Origin of the sequence: Bacillus sp. S14(2024), assembly GCF_050473785.1 — a bacterium.
Taxonomy (GTDB): Bacteria; Bacillota; Bacilli; order Bacillales; family Bacillaceae_G; genus Bacillus_A; species Bacillus_A yunxiaonensis.
The window spans coordinates 4,090,752-4,110,789 of sequence record NZ_JBFLUP010000006.1 but is presented as its reverse complement, the minus strand read 5'-3'; the positions used below and the strand labels follow the sequence as shown (position 1 = coordinate 4,110,789).

Here is a 20,038-nt window from a genome sequence, read left to right as displayed (position 1 = left end):
ACGCTTTATTGTATATTTTATATTATCAGAAATTTTAAAATACAAAGAGCGTTTAGGGGAGGAAGAAGATGAGTCAGACAACGAATGAGCAATTACATCGTACAATGAAAAGTAGACACTTATTTATGATTGCACTCGGAGGAGTAATCGGAACAGGTTTCTTTCTCGGATCAGGATATACAATTCATGAAGCAGGACCAGGGGGAGCAATTCTTTCTTATTTAGTCGGCGGTTTTATTATGTATTTAACGATGCTTTGTCTTGGTGAACTAACAGTTGCAATGCCTGTTTCTGGATCGTTTCAAAAGTACGCGACGAAATTTATCGGACCTGGAACAGGATTTATGATTGGCTGGTTGTATTGGCTTGGCTGGGCTGTAACGGTTGGTTTAGAGTTAACGTCAATTGGTCTAATGATGAAAAGATGGTTTCCGGATGTTAATGTTTGGGTATGGTGCCTTGTGTTCGGTAGTCTTTTATTTATTTCAAATGCAGTATCAGCAAAAAGTTATGCAGAATTAGAGTTTTGGTTTTCAAGTATTAAAGTAGTTACTATTATTGCATTTATACTTCTTGGTGGAAGCGTATTGCTTGGATTTTTACCATACGATGGAAAAGAAGCAGCACCGCTTTTTTCTAACTTTGTACAAGATGGCGGATTATTTCCACACGGAATTGGAGCGGTATTATTGACAATGATTACTGTAAACTTCTCTTTCCAAGGAACAGAGTTAATTGGAATTGCAGCAGGTGAAAGTAAGGAACCAGAAAAAACTATTCCACGTGCAATTCGTAATACAGTATGGCGTATTATGTTATTCTTCGTTTTAACAATGACGATTTTAGTAGGACTGATTGATTGGAAAGAAGCAGGAGTTATTGAAAGCCCGTTTGTTGTTGTATTTGATAAAATCGGTATTCCATATGCAGCGGATATTATGAACTTTGTTATTATTACTGCTTTATTATCTGTAGCAAACTCTGGTTTATATGCAGCAACACGTATTTTATGGTCATTAGCAAATGAAGGTATGGCACCAACTTCCTTTAAGAAGTTGAATAAAAGAGGTATACCTGTTACGGCATTAGTTATAACGGTAGCTGTTGCAGCACTATCATTATTAACAAGTGTATTCGCGGAGAGTACAGTATACATGTATTTACTATCTGTTGCAGGTTTATCAGCAGTAGCGAGTTGGGTTGTTATCGCATTTTCACAAATTCGATTTAGACAACAACATTTAAAAAATGGTGGTAAGCTGGAAGATTTAAAATATAAGACACCATTATATCCAATTGTTCCAATTGCCGCGCTTATTTTAAATAGCATTGTTATTATTAGTTTAGCTTTTATTCCAGAACAGCGTATGGCACTATATTGTGGCATCCCATTTATCATTTTTTGCTACGTATATTATTATATAAGTAAAAAGCGAAAGCAAAAGGTGCAAGCAGAGATGGGGAATGCATATGAAACTGACAGTCAAGCACAATGAAATAACAACTGATCTTCCGTATGGTGAATTGCAAATCGGAAAAGAAAATGGGTATACGCCATTAAATCTTCTTATTGCTTCGATTGCAGGATGCAGTGCAATTGTGCTTCGAACGATTTTAGAAAAAAAACGTATTACGTATAATAAGTTTACAATTGCAACTGAAATTGTAAGAAGTGATGTTTTGCCAAAACCAGTGGAGAGCATCCATTTGCACTATACAATAAAGGCGGAAGGAATCACACAAGAGCAGTTAGAAAAGGCGTTAGAGCTTGCTGTGAAGAATTGTACAATTGTTCAATCTGTGAAGGATAGTATTAAAATTACTGAAACAATTGAATTGATTTTATAAAAGAGAGAAGACTACCATTGCTATGGTTTGTATACATAGTAATGGTAGTTTTTGTTGTGGAGAAATCATCCTATATTTTAATTTAAACATGCTCTTCGCTATTGTTTTCATCAAAAAAATTATGAAAATTTTTAAGAAATGAAATCATTGACATTATTAATTAGAGGGTTTAATATTTAAAAGTGTTAAATATTTAAAGTCGTTAAATATTTTATTGTTTAAATAAGAGGTGGAACAAATGCAAAATGATATAACTCATATTGATAAAATTCAAGCTCTTACATTTTCTATTACAAAGAAAATGCAAACGGAGTTATTAGAGCAATTGCAATCATCTGGACTAACACCACCGCAATTTTATATTTTAAAAATTTTAAGTCATCACGGCACAGCAAGAGCGACAGAATTAGCAAAAATAATGTATGTGAAACCAAGTGCAATCACAGTGATGATTGATCGGTTAGTCGATCAAGAATTGGTTTTACGTTATCATGATAAAAATGATCGCCGCGTTGTCGTAATTGAGTTAACTGCGAAGGGGAAAGATGTATTAGAAGAGGCAATGACTGCTAGGAATCAACATATTGCAAAATATTTTTCACAACTAGAAGTACAAGAGAGAGAAGATTTACTTCGTTTGTTTGAAAAACTAGAAGCAATTATTTGCCAAACATCAGAGAAGAAAGAGAGAAAATAAAGAGAATCGAGGAGATTACATGGAACAACAAGCAAATCAAAATAGAACATTGTTGTTAATTGGTTTAGTTATCGCGATGTTATTTGCTGCATTAGACGGAACAATTGTCGGTACAGCAATGCCGCGTATTGTCGGTGAACTTGGTGGATTAAGTTTAATGACATGGTTAACAACAGCATATTTGTTAACATCAACAACGGTTGTACCGATTGCTGGTAAATTAGCAGACTTGTTAGGTCGCCGTAATGTATATATGACAGGATTAATCATCTTCATGGTTGGTTCTGCACTTTGCGGTATGGCAAATGGCATGACAGAATTAATTATTTTCCGTGGTATTCAAGGGCTAGGCGGCGGTATTATGATGCCGATGGCTATGATTATCATTGGGGATATGTTTACAGGGAAAGAACGTGCGAAATGGCAAGGGATTTTTGGAGCACTTTATGGTCTTGCTTCTGTCGTTGGTCCACAAATTGGCGGTTGGATTGTTGATTCAATGAGCTGGAGATGGGTGTTCTACATTAACTTACCAGTTGGGATTTTAGCTACAATCTTTATTGCAATGGGCCTAAAAGGTAAGAAACAAACTGGTCCAATTCAAATTGACATCGCGGGTATTTTCACTATGATTCTCGGTGTTGTGAGCTTATTATTAGCATTAACATTTGGCGGAAAAGACTACGCTTGGGGTTCTTGGCAAATCATTGGATTATTTGCGCTTGCAGTTATTGGTCTTGTAAGCTTTGTCATTGTTGAAACAAAAGCAAAAGAACCGATTTTACCTGTCCATTTCTTTAAAAATCGTACATTTACACTATTAAATGCAATTGGTTTCTTTATGAGTGTTGGAATGTTTGGAGCGATTACGTTTGTTCCATTCTTTATGCAAGGTATTGTCGGTGTAAGTGCTGCTCAATCTGGAACGATTATGACGCCAATGATGATCACGATGATTATTACAAGTATTATTGGTGGTCAGCTTGTATTAAAGGTAGGAGTAAAGCCGCAAATTATTACTGGTATGCTGATTATGGCCGGTGGATTCGGACTTTTAACGACAATGGATATGCATACAAGTAAGCTTGTAGCAACATCGTATATGGCGGTTATTGGTTTAGGAATGGGTCTTGTAATGCCAACCTTAACATTAGCATTACAAGAAAGCTTCCCGAAAAAAGATCTTGGAGTTGTAACTTCATCAAGCCAATTCTTCCGTCAAATCGGTGGTACATTTGGAATTACGATTTTAGGTTCCATTATGAATAACACATCTGGTACAGTATTAACAGAGAAGTTAGTACCTGTACTGAATACATTCCCGCCACAAGCAGGAGAAATGGTGACGAAGTTTAAAGATATGATTCATACAAATCCACAAGGGCTGTACTCAATGCTATTTAGTCCAGAAGCATTGAAGCAAATGCCAGAAGCAATTGCAAACAGCATTGTACCTGTATTGAAGACATCATTATTAGATTCTCTTCATCATGTATTTATGACTGGATTAGTGTTCATTATAGTCGGTGCCTTCTTTACACTTTTCTTGAAGAAAATTAAGCTTTCTGGTCGTAAAAAGGGAACAGAAGAACAAAAGAATGAAACAGAAGAGAAAGATGCAAGTGTATCTTATTCATAATAAGGAAGAGCATCGCCTATAATGGCGATGCTCTTTGTATTTTTACATAGATTTAATCGCGTCTTTTTACTTATAAACAATTGACGGATTTTACTGAATAAGTTATATTATTTGTGTAAACGGTTACATAGGATGGAGATGGAAAAGAATGAGTACGATAAAAGACGTCGCCAAATTAGCAGAGGTATCCGTTGCTACTGTTTCTAGAGTATTAAATCAGAATGGCTATGTGCATGAAGATACGCTCAAAAAAGTAAAGCGAGCAATTGAGTTATTAGATTATAGGCCAAGTACGGTGGCACGTTCTCTAAATAATAAGAGTTCTCGTCTAATCGGATTAGTTGTCCCAAACATCGTAAATCCATTCTTTCCAGAGGTAGCTCGGGCAGTAGAAGACGTAGCTCATAAACAAGGATATACGGTTGTGCTATGTAATTCTGATGAAAGCTTAGAAAAAGAGAAACAATACATTGATGTGCTTATACAAAATAACGTCGATGGCTTTATTGTCGCAACAAGTCCGCAAAATAGTAGTAATTACATGAATTTACAAGTGCCGGTTATAGCAATTGACCGCATGTTTCATGAAAGTATTCCAACCGTATATGCCGATAACTATGCTGGAAGTAAACAAGCGACAGAGCTTTTATTAGCAAAAGGATGTCAAGCGATTGCGCATATTCGTGGACCGCGAAATCTCAGTACTGCAAATGAGCGTTTTCAAGGATTTATCGATGCTGTTACGAAGCAAAATGTTTCTTACGTTATTGCAGAAAGTGAATTTCATCCTACGAAAAGTGAACATGTTGCCTCAGAATTGCTTGAGAAACATCCACATATTGATGGTATTGTAGCAGGAAATGATTTGATTGCATTAGGTGCAGTCAAAGCTGCATTGCAAAAGGGAATATCTATTCCAGATGAATTACAAATTATCGGATTTGATGGAATTTCTTTAGCTGAAATGATGTATCCAGCTATTACAACAGTTGCACAGCCTATTTATGAGATGGGTAAAATAGCAACGCAGTTATTAATTGAGAAAATAGAAGGACGTCAATTAAAGGAAGAGCATCATCGTTTAGCAATTACAATTATAGAGCGAAATACAACGAAGTAAGGGGAGAAAAGGATTGGCGAATATTGCGGTAATCGGCAGTATTTCCGTGGATTTAGTTGCCATTTCAAAAAAGCGCCCCAAAGCTGGTGAAACAGTAATTGGAGAAGCATTTCATACTGTTCCAGGTGGAAAGGGTGCAAACCAAGCTGTAGCTGCAGCGCGTTTAGGCGCGAATGTTGCGATGGTTGGAGCGATTGGAAATGATAATTACGGAAAGTTTGTTCGAAAAAATTTAGAGAATGAACGCATTTTTATTGATTTTTTGGAAACGATTACACATGAAACAACAGGAATTGCCCATATTGTATTGGCTGAAGAAGATAATAGTATCATTGTTGTACAAGGTGCAAATCGTCTTGTAAGTGAGCAACTTATAAGTCATGCAAAAGATCTTTTTACAAAAGTGGATATGGTTGTTTTGCAGCTAGAGATTCCACTCGAAACAGTAAAGTATGTACTAAAAATTTGTGAAGAACATCAAATTCCAGTAATTTTAAATCCAGCTCCAGCACAGATACTGCCAGAGGAAGTCCTGCAAAAGGCAACGTACATTACGCCAAATGAACATGAATGTCGAATTGTGTTAGATGATTTCACGTCACCAATTGAATCGTTGCTTGCAAAATATCCTAATAAACTGTTAATGACAGAAGGTAAAAACGGTGTTCGATTCCATAATGGAAAAGAGATTGTTCATGTACCAAGTATTTCTGTAGAAGTCGTCGATACGACAGGAGCTGGAGATACATTTAACGGTGCATTAGCAGTTGCGATTGCAGAAGGAGAAGAATTGCAAAAAGCGATTCATTTTGCAAACATTGCAGCAGGGCTTTCTGTAACAAAATTAGGAGCTCAAGGTGGAATGCCATCACGAGATAAAGTACGAGAAGTGCAGATGATTGTAGGATGGTGAGGTTTTAATTAGCGTGTATTGAACTGTCAAATACATTTAAAATTATGACTTTTAGCGTAATTTTAACTTTGAGGTATTGACTTATTAGTAGGTTCTATTTTAGCATTATTACGTACACTTATTGCTGGTATGAATTCATTCTTTGCAATAGGAGTGGGATTGCTTGCCGTTCTTATAATGGGAATTATAAACGGTGTCATCCTTGAGAAAGGGGAAGTAGCAGCTTTTATCAACAATGATGTTTTTTAGGGGCTTTACACTCGTTTTTATGGACAGACGTCTGATCACTGATCTTGATTATTGCTTTGATATTTCTGTATGTGATATAACGAAGATAACTGCTGTTGCTATACAATACTTGATTTTAAAGAAAAACAACGTATTGGTTGGCATGAAGAAGCAGAGGTGATAGCAGATACTGGCGTTAAATGAATAGTAGTTGATGTACAAAATGATGCAGAAAATGTCATTCAAAAAAGCGTATATGTAACCGGTATCACTTTAACAGATTCCAAAGCAGTTGCGTCAGCGGTAAGTGTGGAAAAAGAAAAAAGCAAATAAAAAAGTAAAAAAATTATTTTGGTTGAATTAGGCCTTATTAAGCAAAAATAAACATATACTCGAATTCAGAAAGGAAGAAAAAAACATGAAATTTTTTATTGATACAGCAAACATTGATGAAATTAAAGAGGCAAATGCTCTTGGCGTATTAGCAGGTGTAACAACGAATCCATCTCTTGTTGCAAAAGAAGGCGTAGATTTTCATGAGCGCATTCGTGAAATTTGCAGCGTTGTAGAAGGACCTGTAAGTGCAGAAGTTATTAGCTTAGAAGCAGATAAAATGATTGAAGAAGGAAAAGAGTTAGCAAAAATTGCACCTAACGTTGTTGTAAAAGTACCGATGACAACAGAAGGTTTAAAAGCTGTAAAAGCATTTGCTGATTTAGGCATTCGTACAAATGTAACATTAGTGTTCTCAGCTGTACAAGCATTAATGGCTGCACGTTCTGGTGCAACATATGTATCACCATTTTTAGGTCGCCTAGATGATATTGGTCATAACGGTATGGACTTAATTCGTCAAATTGCTGATATCTTTGCAATTCATGACATTAAAACAGAAATTATTGCAGCATCTGTTCGCCACTCTGTACACGTAACAGACGCAGCATTAAATGGTGCGCACATTGCAACAATTCCAGCAAATGTTATTGCGTCATTAGTGAAACATCCATTAACAGATCAAGGAATTGAAAAGTTTTTAGCAGATTGGGAAAAAACACAAGGAAAATAATTTTTTTATGAAGCGGTTCAACTTTTGAGTTGAACTGTTTTTTTATCCTGCTATTTGCGGACAGTAAGCCCCCTACTTCAAGAGGCAGAGAAAAGCGAAGAAGATAGGTGGGGGTAGTTTGAGTTTCTAACGGATTTTGTAGGAGAAATGAATATTTCCCAGGGAATTGTCGAAATGTGGATGGGATTTGCACAGCTTTTCTACAAATGGATTGTATCGACATGCTTTTTAAAATAAAAAAACAATGATGGGATCTATCCCATCATTGTTTTTTTGAATCTTCCTCTTACATAAATCATCGAAGCGAATGTAAGCAAGAAAGCTGTTCCAATTACAAAACTTACGCTTGGTGATGCGCCAATTGCTCCAACTGTAAATGATCCGCCAACGACACCGAGTGAGAAGAACGCATAGAATAACCCGAATGCCTTTCCGCGATTATCTTCTGTTGTATTTTCAACAAGTAAGGCATTAATAGAAGGAAAGAGAATTGCAAATCCAATTCCGTAAATGATCATAACAATAAAGAGCATGCCTTTTGTTGTAAATATACCAAGTAAGGATAATGCAAATGCCATAACTGTAATACCAATGACCATCATTTTTTGACGGTTAAAGTAATCGTATATACGGTTTGTTGGCAGTAAGAAGAAAAGAATTGCGGTGATTCCAAAGACACTAAGCATCATTCCTGTTAGGGATGCTTTAAGTCCTAAAGCTTCTATTTTCATAGGTAACATATAGGTGACAATTCCTTGTGAGAACATTAACGTAAAGGCACCGATGTATGCTTGTAATAACGGTTCAGATTTTAATAATCCAAGCATATCTTCTTTGTTCATCATTTGCGTCCGTAATGTATTTGTTTTTGTTATATGATTTGGCAACAAGAAGAGCGAGACAATTGTACCAAGTATCATTAAGATAGAAATTGTAATAAAGACCCAATGTATGCCCGCGGTTGCTTTCATAATCCCACTGAAAGCTGGACCGACGATAGCTGCTGTTCCAACAGCTGCACCAGATAAAGCCATTGCTTTCCCTTGTTTTGTTGCTTTTGTTTGTTTTGATAAGAAAGTAAAGGCAGCTGGTATTAAGAAGCCGTCACTAAATCCGTGTAGAAAACGAACGATAATAAGTTGTTCGCCGTTTTGGACAACCGTATACAATAAGACTATGAGACTTGTAATTGCCATGCTAATAGAAAGAACTTTTTTGGCTCCATATTTATCAACAGACGCACCTGCGATGATATTGCCGATCATATTTGCAAATGAGTACATTCCAATGACAAGGCCAATAATTAGAGGTGTTCCTCCCAGGCTTTGTGCGTATGTACTCATAATTGGTAATTGTGAAAATGTATCTAAAAATGCAATGATAACAATAAAATAAATAAAGTATTTCAAACTTTTCACCTCTCCTTGCTATTATGGCATAATGCTATTTTTCTCTGCAATGAAATTAAATTGTTATGTGTGGAAATTTGTATACTTTGTTAGAGGTTAGTGAAATGTAGTGTGTTTTATAGCTCTTTACGAAAATTCGGGAAAATCATAACAAATTAATTTTTGTAATATTTACATTATTTTATCGATTATCTTATATAAGATTAATATTTTTCCATTATAGTTTGAAGTGTAACATTATAATTATATATTAATTCATTGAGATATGAACATTTGCATATTTTGTTTTAATGATAGGAAATCATCAAAAGATGGGATATCCTTATAATAGATTTACTAAATAACATCAGAGGTTCTACTTCATATATAAATATAAAATGGGAGGATTTTGTATGAAAAAGAAAGTATTAGCATTAGCAGCTATGGTTGCATTAGCTGCACCAGTTCAAAGTGTAGCATTTGCGCAAACAAATAATAGTGAAGGTCCTAAACCGATTTTAAGGTGGTCAGCTGAGGATAAGCATAATGAGGGAGTTAGCACTCATTTGTGGATTGTAAATCGTGCAATTAATATCATGTCTCGTAATACAGCGACTGTGAAGCCGAATGAAACTACTTTATTAAATGAGTGGCGTACTGACTTAGAAAATGGTATTTATTCTGCTGATTACGAGAATCCTTATTATGATAATAGTACATATGCTTCTCACTTTTATGATCCGGATACTGGAAAATCATATATTCCTCTTGCAAAACAGGCAAAAGAAACAGGTGCAAAATACTTTAAACTTGCTGGAGAGGCATATCAAAATAAAGATATGAAACAGGCATTTTTCTATCTAGGGTTATCTCTTCATTATTTAGGAGATGTAAATCAGCCGATGCATGCAGCAAACTTTACGAATCTTTCTTATCCAATGGGCTTCCATTCTAAATACGAAAATTTTGTTGATACAATAAAAAATAACTATATAGTTTCAGATAGTAATGGATATTGGAATTGGAAAGGGGCAAATCCAGAAGATTGGATTCAAGGAGCAGCGGTAGCAGCTAAACAAGATTATCCTGGTATTGTGAACGATACGACAAAAGATTGGTTTGTAAAAGCAGCTGTATCTCAAGAATATGCAGACAAATGGCGAACGGAAGTGACACCGGCGACAGGAAAGCGTTTAATAGAAGCACAGCGCGTTACAGCTGGTTATATTCATTTGTGGTTTGATACGTATGTAAACCGTTAATGACTTATAGAAAGACCAAATACTTACTCTTTAAGTATTTGGTCTTTTTTTATATGAACTTAGAAACAGTTCTAGCTAAAGGGAGATGCCTTATAATTGTTTAATTAATAATTAGTAAAATAAATAATTTTAAATTTAACTTTAAATAGCCTATAATTTAAATATAATGTTAAATTAATTTTAACAATGGATTCTGGCTGAGGGAGAGATGACAAACTATGAAATATGAGCTGTTTTTGGTAAATGGGGGTCATATAACAACGTTTGATAGCATGTGGCAGTTTAAGGAAGGGGAACAAATTTTTTTTCACGAAGAAAAAGAAAAACGTAATTTTATTATTATCCGTTTAACACATGATGTATTTCATAAAAATGAACATGTCATTCGTTTATATTGCCAAGAAAAGAAAGTATATTAATTATGAAAAGCACTGAAGCTATATTGCTTCAGTGCTCTTTTTAGTAGGTTCTATATTATTAGTTTTTCGTTACAGTTATTTCTCCTAAACTTGTAGATAATTTTGAATCAACTTTTTGAGTATCATTTATATGTTTTACCATCATGTCATTTAATTTTTGGAACATATGCTGTGTTTTTGTAAATTCACGTAATATGTCTTCGTTGCAATGCTTTTGTTGCTCAATTGATTCAATGACACTTGTAGCACCTGTTTGTAATGTTTGAACCATCATTAATATTTTTTCAATTTTTGCATTTGTATCTGCACTTACTTCAACACCTTCATCAACGAGATGAAGATTATCTTTTGTATTTTCATATGCTTTTTCAATTTCTTCTTGAATTTTCTTTGTTAAATCTCCGATGTTCTTTGTGCTTTCTGCAGTGCTTTCTGCAAGTTTTCGAACTTCATTGGCAACGACTGCAAATCCTTTTCCATGTTCGCCAGCACGAGCAGCTTCAATACTCGCATTTAAAGCAAGGAGATTTGTTTGTGCAGCAATATTTTGAATTACCTCTACGATTTGTTCAATTTCCTTTGAGCGCTCACTTAAATGATTCATACTACTAGATGTACGTTGTGATTGCTCACCTAATTTGTTAATAACAGTCAGTAATCCGTGAACAGAATCCTTTCCTTCATTGGAACATGTTACGATTTCTTCAATAGCTTGAATAAGGCCTTGTTCTTTTTGCAGCATATCACTATTGATCGTGTTGGAATGATTTGTACGCGTTGTAACGTTGTTAAAGCAATCACTTAATTGTTGAATTAAATTTTGTAATGTATGATGCTGTCGATTGATTTCTTCATGTTCACTTACAACTGTTAATACATTTTCATGTAATGAAGTGATAACATTTTGATGTTCTTTCTCTTTTTGATGTAATTGTTGTTCTAACTCTTGTACTTGATTTTGTAATTGAGTAATTTCTTTTTCTAGTGATTTTGTCTTTGTAAACATAATATTCTCCCCAAGCTTCTATGATTTTCTATTTCTTTTGTTACTAGATAGTAAGAGTTTGCTTATAGAAGTTTCATTTTATCTTGCTACTTGTAGGCAGTAAGACTCCCACCTCAAGATTATGAGAAAAACGTTGTCCAACTCTAGCGGCTAGAATCTCCGGTCGTTTCGCCCCCTCGGACGAGGCAAAAAACGCCTCTCCGCCTTGAACTTCAACGTCCTGCGATTCTGGGCGAGCCGCTTCCGTTTTTCTACAGAAGCTAGGTGAGAGATAACAACGGCCCGTAAGAGCCCGATTGGTGAGGACTTTCCATCATTAGAGATGACAAACAAACCCACTGATGAAAGTTTCACTTTATATTGAAATTGTAGCATTATTTTTAAATATATACATATAAAATTTTAAAAATATCAAAGGTATTTATTACAATTTTTTCAGTATTCGTTATTTTTCGTCATGAAAAATAAACTGTATTTAATGATTTTGTAAACAAACTGTAAAACAAATCATGTATAACTGTAGAAGAAGGGAGTCGGATTATGAACTATTTTAAGCGTATCAGTAGCGTTGTATTAGCTGGATTCATTTGTTTTTCTAGTACAGTTGCTGTAAAAGCTGAGTCAAACGACGATAAACTAAACAACATGCAGCAGCAATTGCAGCAAAATAACAATACTATTCAGCAAAAAGAGCAAGAACAACAAGCTGTAGTAAAAGAAATTGAAGGTATTCAAAAAGAATTAAAAGATTTAAATGATACAATTTCTAAAAATAAAACAGAGCAAGACCAAATTCAACATAAAATTGATGAAACAAATAAACAAATTGAACAAAAAAAGAAAGAGATTATTGCTTTAGAAAATAAAGTACTTATGCGTAAAGATATTATGAAAAAGCGTATGGTCTCTGTTCAAAATAGTTCAAATGTGAGTTTAGTAGTAGAGGTAATTGTAAACTCAAAAAATATTGCAGATCTCTTAGAACGTATGAATGCGGTTTCTACAATTATGGATGCAGATAAAGAGATTCTTCGTTTACAAGAACAAGATCTTCGTCAAATCGAAGCTGATAAAAAAGTGATTGATGAAAAAGAAAAATCTTTAGAAGTAGATAAACAAAAATTAGCAAAGGCACAGAATGAGTTACAAGAGAATTTAAAGAAACGCCAAGAAAACTTGCAGGCTGTGCAAACAAAATATAATGAAATTTCAAGTCAACTTACGCTTGCTGCGCAAGAAAAAGCACAACTTGAGGCCAATATGAAGAGCGTACAAGATGCAATTGCTCGTGAGCAAGCAGCGGCTGCTGCTGCGGCAGAGCGTGCAAAAGCTCAAGAAACATCAAAAGCAGGCCAAAGCCAAAGCCAAAGCCAAAGCCAAAGCCAAAGCCAAAGCCAAAGCCAACCAGCTTCAGACAAACCAGCTAAAGGCGGAGGCAATGAGATTTATGTAGAGGCTACGGCTTATACAAATGATCCAAGCGAAAATGGGAATTCGCAAGGCGAACATGTATATTCTGCTTGGGGACACTATGATTTAACGGCAAATCCAAATATGAAATTAATTGCTGTTGATCCAAAAGTTATTCCATTGGGCTCACACGTATGGGTTCAGGGATATGGAGATGCGATTGCTGCTGATACTGGTAAAGATATTCAAGGATATAGAATTGATGTATTCATGCCAGATAAAGGATCCTCTAACGCTTGGGGAAGAAAGCAAGTTCGTGTTATCATTTATTAAAAAACCTACTTTTAGTAGGTTTTTTTTATATTAAATGTTAAGTTGAGTTTACATTTTGTAAAGTTTAGCATACAATAATGGTAAGGGGTGGTAAAATTGTCCATTTGTAATCGGGTAAAGGAGTTACGAGCCCGTTTTAATTTCACACAAAGCGTATTGGCTGAAAAAGTAGGTGTAACGAGGCAAACCATCGCTGCTATTGAAAAAGGGGATTATGTACCATCATTATTATTAGCGCTCATGATTTGTGATGTGTTTAGTTTACAGATGGAAGAAGTATTTGTATTACAAAAGGAGGAAGAAGAAAATGAATAGAATTGGTCTTTCTTATGTAATAAATATATTTATTCTTGTTATAACGAGTTGGGCATTTGTTGAGTATTTTCATATCATTATGGATCTTGCAAACATCATCCGTACTGAAGAGCAAACGTGGACTGTTACGATGAATATAACGCCAATTACATTGATGTTGATTGTAGCGGTAGGGGTATTCATTGGTTACAAGGTACAAAAAAAGAAATATAAGAAATTATCATTTTGGACATTTCCGTTGTTATTTCCAAGTGAAGATGAGAGAGAAGAAATATTGACTGCAAAAGCGTGTCGCACTACACTTCTTTCATTATGGTTTATTATACCTTTCGCGGCTGTCTCGTTAACTGTCTATCCACTATTCAATCGAAAGATTCCAGAATATCCGCTATATGTATTATTTGTCATTTTATTAATTCAAATAACAGTATTTCATATTTCTTTATATCGTAATAAGGTTGTGTAAAAGATGTGCCCTTTCCCATATCTTACGTATGTTGCTTGTATATCTAGCATTCTTACTTTATCATTTTATATAAGAGGAACTTTGTGAAGGAAAGGAATTGGGGTATGAATAAAAAAAGGATTTATAGTATATTAGCACTTTTATTATTTGTCGTAGGTGGTATTTTAATTGCAAAACCTTTTTATGACGGTTATAAAGCTGAAAAAATACAAGGAGAAAACCTACAGAATATTAAGAGAATGAAGTATGAAAAGCAAGAAACAAAATTTGTTGATGCTTCTAAAATAAAACAACCGGGTTTAGCGGATGTGGCAAATGCTTCATTAGATAAGAAGCAAGTTATCGGGCGCATGGCTATTCCAACCATTGGATTAGAGTTGCCAATTCTAAATTCTTCGACAGAGAAAAATTTATTATCAGGTGCAGCAACGGTAAAAGAGAAACAAGAGATAGGAAAAGGGAATTACGCATTAGCAGGACATAATATGTCAAAAAAAGGTGTATTATTTAGTGATATTTCGAAATTAAAAAAGAACGATAAAGTATATTTATATGATAACGAAAATGAATACGAGTATGAGGTACAACGCGTGACAGAAGTAACGCCGGATAAGTGGGAAGTTGTTGAAGATCATGGAAAAGATGAAGTGACGCTTATTACGTGTGCATCTGTGCTTGATAATTCAAAGCGATATGTAGTGTCTGGAGACTTAATGCATGTGAAGAAAGTAAATAGTTAAAAAAAGATGAGGGGTTGTCCCCTCATCTTTTTTATCCGGCTATTCGCGGGCAGTAACCCCCCATCTCAAGATCGAGAGAAGCGAAAAAGCCAGGTAGGGGGACTGCCCGTAAAAGCCCGATTGGTGAGAGCTTTCCATCAGTGGGGGATGAAGAGGACCCCCACTGATGGAAGTTTCACTTTAGTCCATCATTTTTACTAATTTTTTTGAAAGCAATAGCAATATACAACCTAAGAAAATAGCGGCAGCTCCAATAACAGCAAATATTTCTGAATAACCTAATGAAGTTGTGAGATTTGCTAACTGTCCGCCTAAAATATTAGCTACACCTGTACTTGCGAACCAAACACCCATTAATAAAGATGCGAGTTTAACAGGAGCGAGTGCACTTACCATTGATAGTCCAACTGGAGATAAGAACAATTCACCTAACGTATGGAATAAGTAAGTAAAGACAATAAAGAGCAGATTTGCTTTTTCTGTAATGTTTTGCTCATTACTTCCTGTTTTTAATGTAGCGACAAGAAGAACCATATAACCAATTCCAAGTAAAATCATACCGAGACCCATTTTTGTTGGAATTTTCAAATCACCGCGTTTTGTAGAAGCGAGCTTTGTCCAAAGTGCTGAAACAATTGGTGCTAATAAAATAATAAATAGTGGGTTTACAGACTGAAACCAAGATGTTGGAATTTCCCAACCGAATACAGTACGATCTACAAAGCTATTTGTATATAAAGTTAAAGAACTACCAGCCTGTTCAAATCCAGCCCAGAAGAAGACAACGAAACACGTTATAATGATAATAACCGCTGTATTCTGTTTTTCTTTTTTTGTTAATGGTGTATTTCCAGCTGTTTTATTGCCTGTTCCTGTTTGTAAAGCTGCTGTCGGTTTTTTACCAATGTCACCAAGAAAACGATTGGATAATGTTGTGAATAAAATTTGTCCGACAATCATCCCGATGGACGCAGCTAAAAATCCATATCGGAACCCATAATGAATAACACCATCTGCAGCAGTTTTAAACAAATCTTCTGATAAATATCCGCAAACGAGTGGAGCAAGGAATGAACCAACGTTAATTCCCATATAGAAAATCGTAAAGGCACCATCACGGCGCGAGTCATTTTCTGCATATAACCCTCCGACAAGAGTAGAAATATTTGGTTTAAAGAAACCGTTCCCCATAATAATGAGCGCTAATCCGAGGTATAATCCTAATTGGCTTTGCAGAGCAAATAACGTAAGGTTACCAAGTGCAATTGTTATACCGCCAAGTGTAATAGCTAATCGTTTGCCAAGATAACGATCTGTTAAGAATCCACCAATCATTGGGGTAAAATAACAAGCTCCTGTATAAAAACCGTAAATCGTAAGTGCCCAGCTTTTACTAAACCCAAGACCACCGTTTATTAAGGCTGTTGTTAAATATAATGTTAATAACCCTCGTAATCCGTAATAACTAAATCTTTCCCACATTTCTGTGAAGAAGAGTAAGTATAAACCTGGAGGATGTTTCTTTTTTTGCTGCTGTTTTTCATCAATATGCATCGCAGTTTCCATATATAGTTCCTCCTTGCATAAACAAAAACAAAGTTAATAGTTTTTAATATTTAATAGTTTACCTTATTAACTATTAAAAGTCAATAAAGGCTGATTTTTTGGAAGAAATTAATAATGAAAAATAAAAATCAAGAAAAAGTGTTCATGTATAAAGAGACCCCCTTTTCATAAGAAAAGGGGGCTGCTTTTATTGAAGGGCAGGTGCTCCAATTACAACAGTTTCACTTACTTTTGCAGTTGTATTTTGACGAAGGCGTAAAGTAGCTTGACCTACTGTATTAGGTGCAATTTGTACATTAAATATTTTTTCAGCAGAACCTAGGTTATTAGTAGTAAGAGAAAAGGAATTGCTATAACCATAGGAAGAAGGCCAAGTGCCATTTTCGTTTTGAATTTTTGCGACTTGCATACCGCCACTTGTATAAATACCTAAAGAATAATTATTATAGGTAGCGTTTGGTAATAAATGATTCACTTGTACTTTAACCTGAAATATACCGCTGTTTGGAAGGATACTAGGATGGATAAAGCTATAGTCACTCGTTGAGATATTTCCATTATAGCCGTATGAACCCGGCTTAAATGTACTGGTATTAAACCATTGGTATCCTGCATTAGGAGCGCTCCAAGGTTCTGGCTGCGGCTCAGTTGATGCACTTGGTTCTTCAAATGCTTGTAATGGTGTTGGCTTGTCTAGCTGTAATCCGGCTACTTGGTCTAAACTTGTATATGTTTCTTGTACAGAAAGCCAATTTATGACATTGGTTAATAAAGCAGCGTCATTTTCTTCTTTATACCCATCGTATGTTGTTTTTGACAGACCAGTATCTTCACGAACATATTTTGGCGTTGCATCTTCAACTGGTGAAGAGTCACCGATAAAAGCAGCTTTTCCTAATCCAACCTTTGCAATAGCGACATAAGGGCCTTCAGCGATGCCGCCGCCATTATACACACCGCTATCAACGGCATTGTTCCACTTTGGTAAACCTTCTGGTAAGTAGACGATTCCTTTTGCTAAATTAGGGTTTACAATTGCAAGTGTGGACCCAGCGTGCATGGCAATGGATGAAACACCTGTAGTAATTCCGAATGATTGATCTGGCGTCTCCGTTTTATTTGTAGAAACGTCACCAATTGCATTATATCGAAAGCGTACGCCAAAGTTGTTTGCAAGCCAGTCAGAGCTTTCTACACCTTGCATAGCTTGTGAAGATGCTTCTTCTATAGACATCCCTTTAGCCGGATTATCCCAGGCTCCGCGGCGATATCCGTTGAAAACCTCTGAGGAATCCCAGCGGTTTTTATTACGGTCAGCATTATAATGATCGGCAATAAAAAAGATACTACCCCCATTTTTTACATATTGTAGCATGGCATCTTGTTCTGATTTTTTGTAGGGAATATTTGCTTCTGGAATGATAAACATATTGTAATCTTTTAAGTCATCATACGTAATAGATGTTGATTTACGAAGTTCTTTTACAAAAAAGCCTTTGTTTGCAATACCGTTTCCAAAATCAGAAAATCCTCCATCAATAACCCAATCAGCTGTTCCTGCTGTTTGCCCGTGCGTATTATCAAATAGTACTTTTTTTCCAGCATTTTCATTGACAATTTTTGCAGAAATCTCTGGAGCTGGATCCACAGCACTTTCAGCAAAAGTTTTTGTACTAAATATGGTAGCCATACTTAAAGTAATTCCTGTTGCTAATGTAAGGTTCAGCCATTTGTTTTTCTTCATAATAATCCTCCTAATCATAATAAAATGAGTTGTTTGTTTCTGCACTAAAAATCAGTCGGGCCCAACTGATGGAAGTTTCTTCTTATTACTCTAGTTAATTATTACTCTAGCTAATTTTAGAAGGATAAAAAAGATGAAAATTATAAAAATTTCGTAAATTTAGGGTGAATTTTATTGAGAAATATTTTTTAGATTCATAGAAAAACTCCCTTCCTAATATGAGGAAGGGAGTAGCTTTACCCGATTCTTGAAGAAGATTTTTGAGTTTTACCTATTACATGAAATCCTTTCATATAATAGACAGCAACTAAAGCGATAATCCAAATCGGTCCAACGATTAATGCGATACGTGTATCAGTAGAATATGCCATAACTCCTAATACTAAAACAAGGAAAGCGAGTGTAATATAAGAGCTAAGTGGATACAGTGGCAATTTGTACGTTAATTTATTTTGTGCTTCCTGTGATAAGCCTTTACGGAAGCGTAGCTGCGCAACTAAAATGACGCCCCAAGTCCAAATTGCTCCGAATGTTGAAATACTAGTTAGCCACGTAAATACTTTCCCAGGAACAAGGTAGTTTAAAACAACACCTATTAATAATACGAAAGCTGTTGCTAAAATTCCTTTACTTGGAATGCCGTTTTTATTTAAATGACCAAACTTTTCTGGTGCTTGTTTTTGCTGTGCTAATGTAAATAGCATACGGCCTGTACTAAAGAGACCGCCATTACAAGAAGACAGGGCAGCTGTTAATACAACAAAGTTAATAATTCCTGCTGCTTTCGCAATGCCGATTTGTTCAAACGTTAGTACAAATGGACTTCCTTTTTCGCCAATCTCATTCCATGGGTAAATTGCCATCATGACGAATAGAGCCCCTACATAGAAAATTAAAATGCGCCAAAATACGTTATCGATTGCTTTAGATAATGTTTTTTTCGGATTTTCTGCTTCTCCAGCTGTTACACCGATTAACTCCACTCCTAAGTAGGCAAATAGTACCATTTGTAGAGAAAGAAGAAGACCAGAGAAACCATTCGGGAACCAACCACCGTGAGACCAAAGATTTGAAATTCCAGTCGCTACGCCGCCGTTTCCAAAACCAAATAGAATAATACCAGTACCAATTACAATCATACAGATAATTGTGACAATTTTAACTAGAGCAAACCAAAATTCAAGTTCTCCATACACTTTAACAGATAAAAAGTTTAATGCACTCATTAATACGAGAGCAATTAAAGCCCAAATCCAACGTGGAATGTCAGGGAACCAATATTCCATATAAATACCTGCAGCTGTAATTTCCGCCATACAAGTAACAACCCATAAAAACCAATAATTCCAGCCTGTTATATAACCTGCTAATGGACCTAAATAGTCATGCGCATATTTACTGAAAGAACCGGCAACAGGTTGTTCAATTGCCATTTCTCCAAGCGCACGCATAATGAAAAAGATAGCAAGGCCTGCAATGATATAACCAAATAAAATGGATGGTCCTGCTAGTTTAATAGCAGAAGCGGATCCTAAAAATAACCCAACTCCAATAGCAGATCCAAGAGACATAAGTGTAATATGTCGTTGTTTTAATCCACGGTTTAAAGTGTCTGCTTTGTCTGTGTGCTTCATAGTAAACCTCCTTTATTATAAGAAAAAATATTGTATTCGCTTTCGAAGTATCTAACTATTTAAAATTATAAAACATTTATCCCTGTTATGCTACAAAAAAAGACAATGTTTTCTGTACTATATCTATAGAGTGTTAAACTTAATTTTAAAATTCGAACTATTAGTAAGTGTATTGACGCTCCTTTTTAGTAATTGATAAGATTAAGTATTATATTTTTTTGCACAATAAAGTCTTTATTTTATT

General features: G+C 35.3%; 16 protein-coding genes and 4 pseudogenes. 15 read left to right on the top strand and 5 right to left on the bottom strand.

Going from position 1 to position 20,038, the window contains the following annotated elements; translation table 11 throughout:
- The first annotated feature begins 68 nt into the window (after positions 1-68).
- From AB1279_RS20865 to fsa, 8 genes and pseudogenes are all read left to right on the top strand, one after another.
- A complete protein-coding gene (locus tag AB1279_RS20865) occupies positions 69-1,496 on the top strand; it encodes an amino acid permease (RefSeq protein WP_429760757.1) in 1,428 nt (475 codons plus the stop codon).
- Entirely contained in the window at positions 1,471-1,848 is a 378-nt protein-coding gene (locus tag AB1279_RS20860) for an OsmC family protein (RefSeq protein WP_429760755.1), read from the top strand. Before AB1279_RS20865 ends, AB1279_RS20860 begins: the two co-directional genes overlap by 26 nt.
- Before the next feature lie 238 nt (positions 1,849-2,086).
- Positions 2,087-2,545, top strand: a complete 459-nt coding sequence (locus AB1279_RS20855; protein ID WP_429752224.1) for a MarR family winged helix-turn-helix transcriptional regulator — start codon at positions 2,087-2,089, stop codon at positions 2,543-2,545.
- Between the two features lie 19 nt (positions 2,546-2,564).
- On the top strand, positions 2,565-4,184 hold the full coding sequence (locus AB1279_RS20850) for an MDR family MFS transporter (protein ID WP_429760754.1): 1,620 nt from the start codon (positions 2,565-2,567) through the stop codon (positions 4,182-4,184).
- A gap of 148 nt (positions 4,185-4,332) precedes the next feature.
- Positions 4,333-5,304 carry a LacI family DNA-binding transcriptional regulator gene (locus tag AB1279_RS20845; RefSeq protein WP_429760752.1) on the top strand — a complete coding sequence of 324 codons (972 nt, stop codon included), beginning with the start codon at positions 4,333-4,335 and terminating at the stop codon, positions 5,302-5,304.
- 13 nt (positions 5,305-5,317) lie between these two features.
- Positions 5,318-6,217, top strand: a complete 900-nt coding sequence (gene rbsK, locus AB1279_RS20840; RefSeq protein ID WP_429760751.1) for a ribokinase — start codon at positions 5,318-5,320, stop codon at positions 6,215-6,217.
- A gap of 72 nt (positions 6,218-6,289) precedes the next feature.
- Positions 6,290-6,590 (top strand): annotated as a pseudogene (rbsC, locus tag AB1279_RS20835) (ribose ABC transporter permease); the annotation flags it as partial.
- Between the two features lie 273 nt (positions 6,591-6,863).
- Positions 6,864-7,511: a fructose-6-phosphate aldolase gene (fsa, locus tag AB1279_RS20830; protein WP_429752214.1), complete on the top strand. Its 648-nt coding sequence runs from the start codon at positions 6,864-6,866 to the stop codon at positions 7,509-7,511.
- A gap of 254 nt (positions 7,512-7,765) precedes the next feature.
- Here fsa and AB1279_RS20825 read toward each other — a convergent pair whose 3' ends face one another.
- Positions 7,766-8,920: an MFS transporter gene (locus AB1279_RS20825; RefSeq protein ID WP_429760750.1), complete on the bottom strand. Its 1,155-nt coding sequence runs from the start codon at positions 8,918-8,920 to the stop codon at positions 7,766-7,768.
- A 392-nt stretch (positions 8,921-9,312) separates the two neighbouring features.
- On the opposite strand from AB1279_RS20825, the gene AB1279_RS20820 reads away from it, so the two are divergent.
- Together AB1279_RS20820 and AB1279_RS20815 are read left to right on the top strand one after the other, a co-directional pair.
- Positions 9,313-10,161, top strand: a complete 849-nt coding sequence (locus tag AB1279_RS20820) for a phospholipase C (RefSeq protein WP_429760748.1) — start codon at positions 9,313-9,315, stop codon at positions 10,159-10,161.
- A 218-nt stretch (positions 10,162-10,379) separates the two neighbouring features.
- Entirely contained in the window at positions 10,380-10,580 is a 201-nt protein-coding gene (locus tag AB1279_RS20815) for a hypothetical protein (RefSeq protein ID WP_336483978.1), read from the top strand.
- Positions 10,581-10,638: 58 nt separating this feature from the next.
- Here AB1279_RS20815 and AB1279_RS20810 read toward each other — a convergent pair.
- Positions 10,639-11,160 (bottom strand): annotated as a pseudogene (locus AB1279_RS20810) (methyl-accepting chemotaxis protein); the annotation flags it as partial.
- 966 nt (positions 11,161-12,126) lie between these two features.
- On the opposite strand from AB1279_RS20810, the pseudogene AB1279_RS20805 reads away from it, so the two are divergent.
- The 5 genes and pseudogenes from AB1279_RS20805 to AB1279_RS20785 all read left to right on the top strand — a co-directional run.
- A pseudogene (locus tag AB1279_RS20805) lies at positions 12,127-12,928 on the top strand (coiled-coil domain-containing protein); the annotation flags it as partial.
- 83 nt (positions 12,929-13,011) lie between these two features.
- Positions 13,012-13,329: pseudogene (locus AB1279_RS20800) on the top strand (3D domain-containing protein); the annotation flags it as partial.
- A gap of 96 nt (positions 13,330-13,425) precedes the next feature.
- Positions 13,426-13,644, top strand: coding sequence for a helix-turn-helix transcriptional regulator (locus tag AB1279_RS20795; protein WP_429752205.1), 219 nt, complete (start codon positions 13,426-13,428; stop codon positions 13,642-13,644).
- Positions 13,637-14,110 carry a DUF2178 domain-containing protein gene (locus tag AB1279_RS20790; RefSeq protein ID WP_429760747.1) on the top strand — a complete coding sequence of 158 codons (474 nt, stop codon included), beginning with the start codon at positions 13,637-13,639 and terminating at the stop codon, positions 14,108-14,110. The genes AB1279_RS20795 and AB1279_RS20790 overlap by 8 nt, the downstream gene beginning before the upstream one ends.
- A 104-nt stretch (positions 14,111-14,214) precedes the next feature.
- The gene (locus AB1279_RS20785; RefSeq protein ID WP_429760746.1) at positions 14,215-14,850 is read left to right on the top strand and encodes a class A sortase; all 636 of its coding nucleotides are present in this window, start codon (positions 14,215-14,217) and stop codon (positions 14,848-14,850) included.
- A 180-nt stretch (positions 14,851-15,030) separates the two neighbouring features.
- On the opposite strand, the gene AB1279_RS20780 is transcribed toward AB1279_RS20785, so the two are convergent.
- From AB1279_RS20780 to AB1279_RS20770, 3 genes are all read right to left on the bottom strand, one after another.
- A complete protein-coding gene (locus tag AB1279_RS20780) occupies positions 15,031-16,416 on the bottom strand; it encodes a peptide MFS transporter (protein ID WP_429760745.1) in 1,386 nt (461 codons plus the stop codon).
- A 187-nt stretch (positions 16,417-16,603) separates the two neighbouring features.
- Positions 16,604-18,160 carry a DNA-binding protein gene (locus tag AB1279_RS20775; protein WP_429760743.1) on the bottom strand — a complete coding sequence of 519 codons (1,557 nt, stop codon included), beginning with the start codon at positions 18,158-18,160 and terminating at the stop codon, positions 16,604-16,606.
- A gap of 236 nt (positions 18,161-18,396) precedes the next feature.
- Complete coding sequence (locus tag AB1279_RS20770) at positions 18,397-19,794, bottom strand: amino acid permease (protein ID WP_429760741.1); 1,398 nt, start codon at positions 19,792-19,794, stop codon at positions 18,397-18,399.
- Positions 19,795-20,038 lie beyond the last annotated feature (244 nt).

Excerpts from the sequence above, each read along its gene's own strand:
- AB1279_RS20865 (WP_429760757.1), top strand. The coding sequence starts at position 69 with ATGAGTCAGACAACGAATGAGCAATTACATCGTACAATGAAAAGTAGA.
- AB1279_RS20860 (WP_429760755.1), top strand. The coding sequence starts at position 1,471 with ATGAAACTGACAGTCAAGCACAATGAAATAACAACTGATCTTCCGTAT.
- AB1279_RS20855 (WP_429752224.1), top strand. The coding sequence starts at position 2,087 with ATGCAAAATGATATAACTCATATTGATAAAATTCAAGCTCTTACATTT.
- AB1279_RS20850 (WP_429760754.1), top strand. The coding sequence starts at position 2,565 with ATGGAACAACAAGCAAATCAAAATAGAACATTGTTGTTAATTGGTTTA.
- AB1279_RS20845 (WP_429760752.1), top strand. The coding sequence starts at position 4,333 with ATGAGTACGATAAAAGACGTCGCCAAATTAGCAGAGGTATCCGTTGCT.
- fsa (WP_429752214.1), top strand. The coding sequence starts at position 6,864 with ATGAAATTTTTTATTGATACAGCAAACATTGATGAAATTAAAGAGGCA.
- AB1279_RS20820 (WP_429760748.1), top strand. The coding sequence starts at position 9,313 with ATGAAAAAGAAAGTATTAGCATTAGCAGCTATGGTTGCATTAGCTGCA.
- AB1279_RS20815 (WP_336483978.1), top strand. The coding sequence starts at position 10,380 with ATGAAATATGAGCTGTTTTTGGTAAATGGGGGTCATATAACAACGTTT.
- AB1279_RS20790 (WP_429760747.1), top strand. The coding sequence starts at position 13,637 with ATGAATAGAATTGGTCTTTCTTATGTAATAAATATATTTATTCTTGTT.
- AB1279_RS20785 (WP_429760746.1), top strand. The coding sequence starts at position 14,215 with ATGAATAAAAAAAGGATTTATAGTATATTAGCACTTTTATTATTTGTC.
- AB1279_RS20780 (WP_429760745.1), bottom strand. The coding sequence starts at position 16,416 with ATGGAAACTGCGATGCATATTGATGAAAAACAGCAGCAAAAAAAGAAA.
- AB1279_RS20775 (WP_429760743.1), bottom strand. The coding sequence starts at position 18,160 with ATGAAGAAAAACAAATGGCTGAACCTTACATTAGCAACAGGAATTACT.
- AB1279_RS20770 (WP_429760741.1), bottom strand. The coding sequence starts at position 19,794 with ATGAAGCACACAGACAAAGCAGACACTTTAAACCGTGGATTAAAACAA.